The 11,436-nt window shown below is 73.2% G+C and carries 12 protein-coding genes; 5 read left to right on the top strand and 7 right to left on the bottom strand.

What is annotated here, in order from left to right; translation table 11 throughout:
• Positions 1–75: 75 nt before the first annotated feature.
• Entirely contained in the window at positions 76–1,236 is a 1,161-nt protein-coding gene (locus tag ACTJKO_RS12030) for a LacI family DNA-binding transcriptional regulator (RefSeq protein WP_440688959.1), read from the bottom strand.
• 87 nt (positions 1,237–1,323) lie between these two features.
• Between ACTJKO_RS12030 and ACTJKO_RS12025 the strand changes: the two genes are divergently transcribed.
• The 4 genes from ACTJKO_RS12025 to ACTJKO_RS12010 all read left to right on the top strand — a co-directional run bounded on the left by ACTJKO_RS12025 (position 1,324) and on the right by ACTJKO_RS12010 (position 5,416).
• Entirely contained in the window at positions 1,324–2,703 is a 1,380-nt protein-coding gene (locus tag ACTJKO_RS12025; RefSeq protein WP_440688957.1) for an MFS transporter, read from the top strand.
• Between the two features lie 9 nt (positions 2,704–2,712).
• Positions 2,713–3,408: an endonuclease NucS gene (gene nucS / locus ACTJKO_RS12020; protein ID WP_440688955.1), complete on the top strand. Its 696-nt coding sequence runs from the start codon at positions 2,713–2,715 to the stop codon at positions 3,406–3,408.
• An 80-nt stretch (positions 3,409–3,488) separates the two neighbouring features.
• Complete coding sequence (locus tag ACTJKO_RS12015) at positions 3,489–4,151, top strand: HAD hydrolase-like protein (RefSeq protein ID WP_440688953.1); 663 nt, start codon at positions 3,489–3,491, stop codon at positions 4,149–4,151.
• Positions 4,148–5,416 (top strand): MFS transporter, encoded by a 1,269-nt coding sequence (locus ACTJKO_RS12010; RefSeq protein ID WP_440688951.1) that lies wholly within the window; start codon positions 4,148–4,150, stop codon positions 5,414–5,416. The genes ACTJKO_RS12015 and ACTJKO_RS12010 overlap by 4 nt, the downstream gene beginning before the upstream one ends.
• A gap of 99 nt (positions 5,417–5,515) precedes the next feature.
• Here the strand turns inward: ACTJKO_RS12010 and ACTJKO_RS12005 are convergent, their stop codons facing one another.
• Positions 5,516–6,349, bottom strand: a complete 834-nt coding sequence (locus tag ACTJKO_RS12005; protein ID WP_440688949.1) for an SDR family oxidoreductase — start codon at positions 6,347–6,349, stop codon at positions 5,516–5,518.
• A gap of 36 nt (positions 6,350–6,385) precedes the next feature.
• The gene (locus tag ACTJKO_RS12000) at positions 6,386–7,033 is read right to left on the bottom strand and encodes a nucleoside/nucleotide kinase family protein (protein ID WP_440689065.1); all 648 of its coding nucleotides are present in this window, start codon (positions 7,031–7,033) and stop codon (positions 6,386–6,388) included.
• 69 nt (positions 7,034–7,102) lie between these two features.
• Between ACTJKO_RS12000 and ACTJKO_RS11995 the strand changes: the two genes are divergently transcribed.
• On the top strand, positions 7,103–7,471 hold the full coding sequence (locus ACTJKO_RS11995; RefSeq protein WP_440688947.1) for a VOC family protein: 369 nt from the start codon (positions 7,103–7,105) through the stop codon (positions 7,469–7,471).
• 37 nt (positions 7,472–7,508) lie between these two features.
• On the opposite strand, the gene ACTJKO_RS11990 is transcribed toward ACTJKO_RS11995, so the two are convergent.
• The 4 genes from ACTJKO_RS11990 to ACTJKO_RS11975 form a co-directional block, all read right to left on the bottom strand.
• Positions 7,509–7,949 (bottom strand): NUDIX hydrolase, encoded by a 441-nt coding sequence (locus ACTJKO_RS11990; RefSeq protein ID WP_440688945.1) that lies wholly within the window; start codon positions 7,947–7,949, stop codon positions 7,509–7,511.
• A gap of 112 nt (positions 7,950–8,061) precedes the next feature.
• Complete coding sequence (locus tag ACTJKO_RS11985; RefSeq protein ID WP_440688943.1) at positions 8,062–8,652, bottom strand: TetR/AcrR family transcriptional regulator; 591 nt, start codon at positions 8,650–8,652, stop codon at positions 8,062–8,064.
• A 75-nt stretch (positions 8,653–8,727) separates the two neighbouring features.
• Entirely contained in the window at positions 8,728–10,062 is a 1,335-nt protein-coding gene (locus tag ACTJKO_RS11980) for a carboxylesterase family protein (protein WP_440688941.1), read from the bottom strand.
• A 67-nt stretch (positions 10,063–10,129) separates the two neighbouring features.
• A complete protein-coding gene (locus ACTJKO_RS11975; RefSeq protein WP_440688939.1) occupies positions 10,130–11,338 on the bottom strand; it encodes an MFS transporter in 1,209 nt (402 codons plus the stop codon).
• Positions 11,339–11,436: the final 98 nt, after the last annotated feature.

The raw sequence follows: 11,436 nt of genomic DNA, 5'->3' as shown, positions 1-11,436 counted from the left end.
CGACAATGTCGTACCGAGTCGGCCACGCCGAGACCGCCACCGCTCCCGATGCCCCCGCCCGCCCGCGCCCGCGGGTCAGTCGGCGCGCGGCGGCCCGGTCGTGTCGCCGATCCGCAGCTCTGAACGGAACGCCGCTGCCTGTGGTTCGCCGCCCTCGAGCATGGCGAGCGCCGCACGCGCGGCCGCCTGACCCTTCTGCACGAACGGCTGCACGAGCGTCGTGAGCTGTCGGATCCGGGTGCGGTGGAACAGGCTGTCGTCAACCGTGATGCCGTCGAACCCGACGACGCTGACGTCCTCCGGCACGCGGAGTCCGGCGTCGAGTGCCGCCGAGATCACCCCGACGGCGAGGACGTCGCTCTGCGCGATGACCGCGGTAGGTCGGGGTCCCCCGGGGGCGAAGAGGGCCGTGCCGGCGATCCGGCCTTCCTCCACGGAGCTGCCGCCGGCCTCGATCGCGACCGCGTCCGGGTAGACGCCCCGCACCCCGCGGAGGCGTTCGAGCGAGGTGAACGCGATCCCCTCGGCCTCGCGCTCGGCGTCGATGGGTCCGCGGCGGTGCGATCCGTCGAGGGGCAGCGACACGACCGTGACGGCACCGTGCCCGAGGTCCCGGAGGAAGGCTGCGGCCCGCCGGGAGGCCTCGCGGTTGTCGAGCTGGATCGGCACCGCACCCTCGATGTCGTCGGCCTCGATCGCGACGACGGGGATCTGACGGCGCCGGAGCACGGCGACCGCGGGGTCGATGCGGACGTTGCACCCGACGAGGACCACGGCGTCCATCGGCGCGTCCACGAGCGGCACCGCTCCCCGTTCGTCGTCGAGCGGGCTCCGGACGAGCAACAGGGATGCCCCCGCTGCTCCGGCGACCTCGGCGATGCCGTCGAGCGTGAGCACGTTGACCGGGTCACGGAAGGCATCGCTGAGCCGTTCGTCCATCACGACCCCGATGACGCCCGAGCGACCGCGACGGAGGGACCTGGCGCGCGGGTCGGGGCCGCCGTAACCGAGCTCCGCAGCAGCCGCGAGGACGCGTGCCCGGGCGTCCTCGGACACCGGACCGCTGCCGCTGAAGGCGAGCGAGGCGGTCGACGGCGCCACACCCGCCGCCCGTGCCACGGCGGCGAGGGTCGGCCGGGGCGGGCGAGCAGCCGCCTCGGGGCGCGGGCCGTCCGCGGCGTCGACGCGGGAGGGCTCGGACCGCGACGCGCCGGGTCCTGTTGCCGGTTCGTCCATCGCCCGTTAGCGTAGCCCGAAACAGCGGTCGAATCGATTCGACCCGACCGCGACACGCTCCATGCACCGCAGCTCGATGGGACCACGATGACGACGCCGACACTCCGTACCGCACCCTCCACACGGTCCTGGATCACCTCGGTCTTCGTCGTCTTCACGCTGATGGGCCTCGTCATGGCGACGTGGCTCGGGCGCATCCCGAGCGTCCGCGACTCCCTGCACGCCAGCACGTTCGAGATGGGCATGCTCGTGCTCGGCATGGCGGTGGGCTCCATCGCCGGCCTGACCTTCGCCGGGCACATCGTCGCGAAGCTCGGCGCTCGTCGGGGCGTCCAGGTCGCCGCGGTATGCCTCGCGGCCGGCATGGTGTTCGCCGGACTCGCCGTCACCCTCGGCTGGGGCTTCGTCGCCATCTGGATCGCGCTCATCGCGTTCGGGTTCGGCAACGGACTGTGCGACGTGTCGATGAACGTCTCCGGGGCCGCCGCCGAGAAGGCCGGTGGCCGCACGATCATGCCGCTCTTCCACGCCGCGTTCAGCGTGGGCACCCTCGCCGGCGCCGGCCTCGGCGCCCTGACCGAGGCGCTCGACGTCCCGGTCGTCTGGCACTTCACCGTGCTCGTCGTCGTCACCAGCGGCGCGATGCTCGTCGCTGTCACCCGGTTCGGCGACGAGCACCGGTTCGGGGAGCACACCGCGACCGACACCAGCCCGGTGCCGACGCAGGTCACGCGCTGGCAGGTGTGGGCGCAGCCGTCGACGATCCTCATCGGCGTCATCGTGCTCGGCATGGCCCTGGCGGAGGGGTCGGCCAACGACTGGCTCCCGCTGGCGATGATCGACGGCCACGGACTCGGCAACGCCGCCGGTTCCGCGGTGCTGACCGTCTTCCTCGCAGCCATGACCGTCGGCCGGGTTGCCGGCAGCCCGCTCATCGACCGGTTCGGACGCGTCCCCGTGCTGCGGGCGAGCGCCGCCGTGGCGGTCGTCGGGCTCGGCTTGCTGATCTTCGTCCCGAGCGTGCCGGTCGCGATCGTCGGCGTGGTGCTCTGGGGTCTCGGCGCGAGCCTCGGCTTCCCGATGGGCATGTCCGCCGCCGCCGACGACCCCCGCAGCGCCGCGCTCCGGGTCAGCGCCGTCGCCACCATCGGGTACATGGCGTTCCTCGCCGGGCCGCCGCTCATCGGGTTCCTCGGCGAGCACGTCGGGCTGCTCCACGCGCTGTTGGTCGTGTTCGCGTTCATCATCGCGGCGGGACTCGCGTCTGGTGCTGCCCGCGAGCGCGGCGCCGCCGCCCGACCGGCCACGCCGGTTGGCGAGGAGCGGGACGGGGGTGCACCGCGCCTCCAGGACGACACGACGGACGCGGCGAACACGACGGACACGGCGGACACGGCGGAATCGGCGCACTCGGGGCACACGGCGCGCACGGCGGGCGGCACCTCGGGCGGTCGCGACTCCCGTTAGGCTTCCCGGGTGCGTCTCGTCATCGCCCGCTGCTCCGTCGACTACGCCGGTCGACTGTCGGCCCACCTGCCGCTCGCGACCCGTCTCCTCATGCTCAAGGCCGACGGCTCGTTGCTCGTCCACTCCGACGGCGGCAGCTACAAGCCGCTCAACTGGATGAGCCCGCCCTGCTCGATCGAGATCGCCGAGCCGGACGACGAGCAGGCGAGCGCCGGCATCAACCAGGTCTGGACCGTCACGCAGAAGAAGACGCGGGACAAGCTCATCGTGAGCCTCTACGAGGTCATCGCGGACGAGACCCACGACCTCGGCGTCGACCCCGGGCTCGTGAAGGACGGCGTCGAGGCGCACCTGCAGCAGCTCCTCGCCGAGCAGATCGAACTGCTGGGCGACGGCCACACCCTGGTCCGCCGCGAGTACATGACCGCGATCGGCCCCGTCGACATCCTCGCGCGGGACCACTCCGGCGCGAGCGTCGCCGTGGAGATGAAGCGCAACGCCAACATCGACGCGGTCGAGCAGCTGACGCGGTACCTCGAGCTGATGAACCGCGATCCGCTGCTGCGCCCGGTGCAGGGAGTGCTCGCCGCGCAGACGGTGGCCCCGCAGGCGCGGACGCTCGCCGAGGACCGCGGGATCCGCGTCCTGGTGCTCGACTACGACGCCATGCGCGGCATCGAGGGCGGGCACACGCGCCTGTTCTGACGGGAGGCGCGGTGCGGCACTCCGCGCACGTCCGGCACCCCGGGAGGTCGCGACAGCCGTCCGGCTAGGCTGGGCAGGACATGACCAGCCCGTTCAGCGCCATCCTCTTCGACCTCGACGGCACCATCAGCGACTCCGCGCCGGGCATCCTGGAGAGCCTCACCTACACGTTCCGCAAGGTCGGCGTCCCGGTGCCGGACCACGCCACGCTCATGTCGTTCGTGGGTCCCCCGATCATGGACACGTTCACCACCGCCCTGGGGATGGACGCCGAGCAGGCCGAACGGACGCTCGCCGTCTACCGCGAGCACTACTTCTCGCACGGCGCCCTCGACTCGGCCATGTTCCCCGGGATCGACGTCGTGCTCCGGACCCTCCACGACGCCGGGCTGCCGATCTCGACCGCGACGAGCAAGCCCGAGACGCCGGCGACGTACATCCTTGAGCACTACGGCCTCACCGGGGACATCGACATCATCACCGGTGCGAGCGACGACGAGGTGCGGTCGTCCAAGGCCGACGTCGTCGAGGAGGCGCTGCGCCGACTGCGCGACCGCGGCTTCGACACCAGCCGCCCGGTCCTCGTCGGTGACCGCGTGCACGACGTCGAGGGGGCGGCGGTGCACGGCGTCCCCGTCGTCTTCGCCGAGTGGGGCTACGGTTCGCCCGCCGAGGCCGCGGGCACCATCGCGCAGGCCGCGACGCCGCTCGACCTGTTGCCGATCCTGCTGCCCTCGTCGTGAACGACCTCGCGCGTCGGGGCCTGCGCGGCGCTGCGTGGGTGCTGCCGGCGGCCATCGTCCTGGTCGCGCTGAACCTCCGCGGCCCGATCGTCGCACCGGCTCCGGTCATCGGGGACGTCCGCGTCGACCTCGGTCTCTCCGCGACGGTCGCGGGGCTGCTCACGACGATCCCCGTGCTGTCCTTCGCCCTCGCGACGCCGTTCGCGAGCTGGGTGATCGCCAAGGCCGACCCCGAACGGGCCCTCTCCCTGTCGCTCGTGATCGTGCTCGCCGGCACCGTGGTCCGGTCGATGCCCTCCGCCGCGGCGCTGCTGGTCGGCACGGCGGTGATCGGCATCGGCATCACGATCGGCAACGTGGTCATCCCCGTCGTGATCCGACGCGACACCTCGCCCGAGCGCGTCGGGCTCGTCACGGGCGTGTACACGTCGGCGCTCAACGTCGGGTCGATGATCACGTCGCTCGGCACTGCTCCGATCGCCGCCGCGTGGGGCTGGCCGGTCGCGATCGCCGTGTGGGCCGTCCTCGCGGTGATCGCCGGTGCCGCGTGGACCTTCGCGGTCGGTCGCGCCGCCTGGTTCCGGCCGTCGCCCGACAGCCCGGCCGAACCCCTGCCCGTGACCGGTCCGATCGACCAGGTGCTCGACACCGGCGCGATCCGCACCGTGCAGCCCACACCCACGGCGGAGCCCGCGGAGCCGGTCCGGCCCGCGCGGCGCCTCATCACCTGGGGGCTGACGCTCGCGTTCGGTGGGCAGGCGTTCTCGTACTACGCGCTGACGGCGTGGATCCCCACGCTGCTGCACGACGACATCGGCTTCTCGAAGGCGTCGTCGGGTGCGAGCTCGTCGGTGTTCCAGATCCTCGCGGTCGTCGGTGCGCTCGGGGTCCCGGTACTCGCGTCGAAGTGGCGTCCGCGGGCGATCATCGCCCTCGTCGCGTTCCTGTGGCTCGCGATGCCGCTCGGGCTGCTGTTCGCGCCCCAGGCGTGGCTGCTCTGGTCGGTGCTCGGCGGTGCGGCCCAGGGCGGCGGCATCACGGTGGTCTTCATCGTCATCGTGCGGATCGTCTCGAGCGACGCCGACGCCCGTCGGATGTCGGCGTTCGTGCAGGGCGGTGGGTACCTCATCGGGTCCGCGGGCCCGCTGGTGGCCGGTTCGCTGCACGGGGCGACCGGGGGCTGGACGGCCCCGTTGCTCGTCGTGCTCGTCGCGGTGCTCACCCTCGGGATCGCCGGGACGATCGCGGCGCGGCGCGTCTCCTGACGGCGGCGCGGCGCACGCGGGCGTCGGCGCGGCGCAGGCGTCGGCGCACACGCGGCGCGGCACGCGCGTCGCCGACTCGCCCGACGAGCGGCCGCCGCGTCAGCCGTCGACCAGCACCTCGCGCAAGGAGAGCGGCCGACGCCCGGTGACCCGCTCGACGTCCCCCGTCACGCGTGCCAACGCCCCCTCGGCGATGGCGGTGTAGGTGCTCACCCAGGCGTCCGCCTGCCACGGTTCGGGGTCCCACCGCGCACGCGAGGCGTACGCCTCCTCGACGGTCTCCGGGTGGTACGTGACCTCACGACCGCGGACCTCGGACACGGTCGCCGCCGCTTCCCGCAGCGTGATCGCCGCAGGACCCGTCAACTCGTACGTCCGGTCCAGGTGCGCCGTGGGGTTCCGGAGGACCTCGGTCGCGACGCGCGCCACGTCCGCCCGGGCAACGGCGGCCATCGCGCCGTCGCCGGCCGGCCCGCGGATCACCCCGTCCTCGCCGACGAGGTCCTCGACGAAGTCCAGGTAGAAGGAGTCGCGGAGGAACGTGTGCGCCATCGAGGTCGCCCGGATCGCCTGCTCCGTCGCCCAGTGGTCGCGCCCCAGCGTGAAGGTCGCGTCGGCTGCAGCGCCCACGAACGAGGTGTAGACCACGTGGCGGACCCCGGCGGTCGCTGCGGCGCCGACGAACGAACGGTGCTGGGCGAGGCGGTCGACGGCCTCCGCGCCCGAGACCATGAGCAGGAGGTCGACGCCCTCGAGGGCCGCCCGGCTCGCCTCGGCGTCACCGTACGACGCGACGGCGACCTGTGTGCCCGGGAGTTGCGGCGCGCGGGCCGCGTCCCGGACGATCATGCGGAACGGCACGCCGCCGTCGGCGAGCGCCCGCGCGACCGCGCCCCCGATGTGTCCGGTCGCGCCGGTGAGTGCGATGGTCATGGTCGCTCCTGTCGTGGTCGTCTCGTCGGTCGGTGGTCAGGTCCGCACGGTCCTGGAGGCGCGGCTCACCGTGGCAGCGACCCTCGCCGCGTTCACGCCGTCGACCTCGACCGCCCAGCTGCGGGCCGCCTCGTGGTCGCGGCCGTGCCGCATGTGCCGACCCACGAGGCGATCGATCCGGACCGCGTCGTCGACCGTGCAGAACCACGTCTCGGCGAACAGTTCGGGCAGCACGTTCCAGGGCTCGCTGTCGTCGAGCAGGTAGTTGCCCTCGCTCACCACGAGCCTCGTGGCCGGCGGGACGGCGATGCTCCCGGCGACGGGCTCGTCGACGCGCCGGTCGAAGTCCGGCGCCCACACGATCGGACCGTCGGGCGGGAGACCGTCGGTGCCCGAGTCGGCGAGGCGACGCACGAGTGCCACGTACCCGTCGCCGTCGAACGTGTCGATCGCGCCCTTGCGGTCGTGCCGGCCGAGGGCGTCGAGTGCGGCGTTGGCGAGGTGGAAGCCGTCCATCGGGACCTGCACGGCCGTCCCGGGGCCCAGGGCTGCGTCGACCGCCGTCACCACCCGCCGAGCGAGCGTGGACTTGCCCGCACCCGGCGCCCCGGCGATGCCGAGCACCGTGCGGCGGTCGTCGCGGGCGAGCTCGATCGCACGCTGGACCGCTTCGTCGACGGACATCTCGGGCGGGAGCACGCGTTCATCCTGGCAGAGTGCACCGACCGTCGGCGGGGGTGGTTCACTTGCCGCATGGTCGATGCGACGAAGGCGTTCAGCGGGTTCTCGGTGCGGGACGTGCCCGAGGCGAGGGCGTTCTACGAGGACGTCCTCGGGGTCGAGGTCAGCGAGGACCACGGCATGCTCTTCCTGCACCTCGGCGGTGGACACCGTGTGCTGGTGTACCCGAAGGGGCCCGCGCACGAGGCGGCATCGTTCACGGTGTTGAACTTCCCGGTGCCGGACGTCGACGCCGCGGTGGAGGAGCTCACCGGCAAGGGCGTGTCGTTCCTGCCCTACGAGGGCATGACCGACGAGAAGGGCGTGAACCGGAAGGGCGGTCCGCTCATCGCGTGGTTCACCGACCCGTCCGGCAACGTCCTGAGCGTCATCGAGGACTGACCGCGCCGTTCGTGCGGCTCGTCCCGGGCTGATCCCGTCAGCGGGAGAGCGCTCCCGCCCAGCCGAGGGCGATCGGGACGATGAGCCCGTGGCGGTGGTGCGGCAGCTCCGCGACCGGCACCCACGCGGCCTCGTCGGTGGACCCGTCCTCCTCGGAGCGGAGCGCGCCGCCGGTGATCGACGCCCGGAACACGACCTGCACGGCCTTCATCGCCCGGCCGTTGGCGTGGATGCGCCGCTCGGCGGGGACGATGTGGTGCCGGATGCCGAGCAGGTCACCGACGGCGGCCTCGAACCCCGTCTCCTCCCGGATCTCCCGCACGACGGCCTGCTCCACGGTCTCGTCGAACTCGACGCCGCCGCCCGGCAGCGTCCACGTCCCGGCCTCGGGGAAGCGCAGCTTGGCGAGGAGCACGTGGTCACCGTCCGTGATCACGCCGTAGGCGGCGAGCCGGGTGTCGTAGTCCGTGTACTCCATCAGCCGACCATGCCAGGTGCGCGCTGTGCCGTGGCAGAGCCGCGCCGCGCCTCCCGGACGCCGCTCGGGCGCCGACGGCCCCCGCCGCTCAGGCGCCGACGGCCCCCGCCGCTCAGGCGCTGACGGCTGCCGCCGCCCACCCGGCGCGCATCCGGGCGACCGCGCGGTCGAAGCCGGCGAGCGGTTCGCTGTCCTCCCGCAGGAGCGACTGGAGCTGCAGCCCCTCGTACAACGCGACGAGCTGCTCGGCGGCGTGCCGGGGCGAGGTGCCGCGGGGTTCGCGCCCGGCGACGACGTCCCGCGCGAGGGCGAGGGTGAGGTCCTGGAACGAATGCGTGTACTGGCCGCGGAACCATCCGGCAGCGGGGTGGTCCGGGCTCGACGCGGCGCTGAGCAGGGCGACCCGGAGGCGCACGAGTGCGGGCTCGTCACGGCCTGCCTCGAGTCGGGCCCGGAGGTACGCCACCGCTCCGGAGCGTTCGGCGATGCCCCAGAGCGCACGGCGGTTGCCGTTGTTCCACCGGTCGGTCACGGCGACGACGAGCAGCTCCCACATCGGGTAGACCCGTCGGACCTCGAGCTCGGGGACCCCGGCGTGCGCGGCGACCTCGGCGGGTCCGACCGAGTGGAAGTCGGCGGCGCGGTACGCCTCGATGGCGCTCGTGACGATACGGGCGCGCAGGTCGGCGTCGGACTCGGGCATGCGCTCGATTCTCCGCGGCGCCGGCAGGGCCCGCGACCGCCAGTTCTGGGGGCGACGGTCATCACGCGACGGTCGTCAAGCGGCGGCTGGATCCCGGTCGAACGTCAGTGTCTCGTCGTCTGCGGCGGTCACCCTGCCGGTGCGTGCGAACTCCGCCCAGATCGCCCGGAACGCTCGCCCGCGCCGCTCGACCTCGGGCCAGTCCTGCTCCCGGACGAAGCGGGTACCCGCCCACGCGTCGTGACCGCCGAGCAGCAGCGGCAGGTCGCTCATGTGCACCGCTCCGGTCGGCTCGGTCGTGACGCCGCGGTGCAGTCGGTAGGAGGTCGCCCGCCCACCCGCTGCCCGGTGGCGTTCGGTGAACCGCCGGACGTCGCGACCGTAGATCACGTCGGACAGCGGCCGGACGAGCAGCCAGCGCAGGAACGGCCGGACCGCACGCAGCCGGGCGACGGAGCGCAGGCCGGGGACGAGCGGGACGTACATGCCCGCCTCGTCGGAGGCGGACCCGATCAGGACGTCGACGTCCGGTGCGACAGCGCTCCACGCACGGTCGGTGTCCCGTTCGGCGGGCAGGGGCGCGTACCCGTACTGCGTGCCGAACGGCATCCCACCGGGCAGGCCGAACGGTGCCGCGGCACGCGTCCCGAGCGCCTGCCGCTCGAGGACCTCGTCGAGCGGCGTGTCCGGGTGCACCACGCCGATCGCCCGGAGCATCGCCCGGTTCATCCTCGCCCGGCCGCGGGAGAGCCCGAGCGGTGCGCTCTGGATGATCGCACGTCGGAAGAGCCCGGCTGCACCCTCGCTGATCATGAGGTGGGCCGCCGCGTCACCTCCGGCGGACTGTCCGAACACCGTGACGAGGTCGGGGTCGCCGCCGAACGCGGCGATGTTCGTCCGGACCCAGCGCAGCGCCTCGACGAGGTCGAGCAGCCCGAGGTTCGCCGGGACGCGCTCGCCGTCGCCGAGGAACCCGAGGAGGCCGAGCCGGAAGGTCACCGAGACGAACACCACGCGCTGCTCGGTGACGAGGTCGCGTGCGTCGTAGATCGGCAGGTCGCCGCCACCGATGACGTACGAGCCGCCGTGGATCCACACCATGACGGGCAACTGCTCGCCGGCCTCGACGTCCGCGGGCACGGTGATCGACAGGTGCTGGCAGTGCTCGTCGACGACGAGCCCCTCGACCGGGTGCAGCAGTTGGTCCACGAACGTCGCCTCCGGCTGGGGAGCGACGGGCGAGGGGGCGGTCGCCGGGTACGCCTCGTCGAACGTCGGCATCGGCTCGGGAGGCGCGAACCGCTCCGCCTGGGCGTAGGGGATCCCGAGTGCACGGGCGACGGACCCGTCGGCGGTGCCGGCGATGCGTCCGGCAGGTGGGTCCCAGGTCGGCTGGTCGGCGTGGAGCATCCGTCCACGCTATCCAGACCGACCGGGAGGCGCGCCCCGCGACCGGCACCGCGCCTCCTGTCCGTCGTCAGTCGCGTCGCACCACCGGTCGGAGCGAACCCGACGCGGCGAACGCCGCGACGAACAACACGGCCACGAGCCACAGCGCACCGAGCGCACCGACCCGCTCGGCGATCGCACCGACGACCGGCGGGCCAGCGAAGTTCGCGAAGTACCCGATCGAGGCGACGACGCTCACCCGGGCGGCAGGGTTCGGCCCGCTCTGGGCGGCCGCGGACATGCCGAGCGGGAACCCCATCGAGACGCCGACCGCCCACAGCACGACGCCGACGAGGGTGAGCCACCACGTGCCGCCGACGATGAACAGGACCGCTCCGACGATGCCCAGCGCCGTGGTCCACCGGATGGTGCTGACCCGGCCGAGCCGGTCGACGACGGGTCCGGCGAAGACCCGCGTCGCGGCCTCGGAGACCGCGAACACCGTGAAGAAGAGGGCGCCGACGGCCGCGGTCTGCCCGTGCCCGTCGGTGGTGGCGAGGGCGAGCCAGTTGTTCGCGGACCCCTCGCCGAGTTCGACGCCGAGCATCACGAGCCCGATGAGCAGGAGTCGGGCGTCCGCCCACCCCCTCGCCCACTGCCGGAGACGTCGTCCCGTGGACAGGGTGTCGTCGTGTTCCTCGGCACGGGTGCCGTCGGGGATGCCGCGCAGGGCGACCACGCCCACGACGAGGATGACGACGGCCTCGCCGAGCAGCTGGGCGGACGGGGAGATGCCCAGCCACGCGCAGAGGGCGGCGATCCCGGCGCCGAGGGCCGCGCCTCCCGACCAGGCCGCGTGCATCAACGGGAGCAGCGTGCGTCCGGCGAGCGCCTCGATGGCCGTGCCCTCGATGTTCGCCATGACGTCGAGCGCGCCGATGCCCGCACCGGCGACGACGAACCCGACCGCCGCGAGCGGGGCGGAGTGGAGCGCTGCCGCCAGACCGACGACGGCGATCGCCGCCGGCACCAGCACCACCACGGCGGTGAGCGCACGTCGGCCGCCGAGCCGGCGCAGCAGTGGTGCCGCGCTGAGCAGGCCACCGATCGAGCCGACCGTGACGCCTCCGAGCATGAGCCCGATCGTGCCGACGTCGACGCCCAGCGCGGCGCGGAGTTCGGGCAGACGCGGTCCCCATGCGGCCAGGCTCACGCCGCCGATCGCGAAGGCCACGATGATCGCGTTCCGCCACCCGGCGAGTTCGGTGCGGTCCCCGTCGACCCGCGTGCGTTGCATGCCGCCATCGAACCGTTTCGACCGCCGCCACCACAAGTGGGCCGTCACGAACCGCACAAAACTACACACCGGGTGGTTTCTGGGGTAGCGTCGTTCTC

The sequence above is a fragment of the Curtobacterium sp. 22159 genome, assembly GCF_052045775.1.
Taxonomy (GTDB): Bacteria; Actinomycetota; Actinomycetes; order Actinomycetales; family Microbacteriaceae; genus Curtobacterium.
This window is presented reverse-complemented; position numbering and strand designations above follow the sequence as displayed.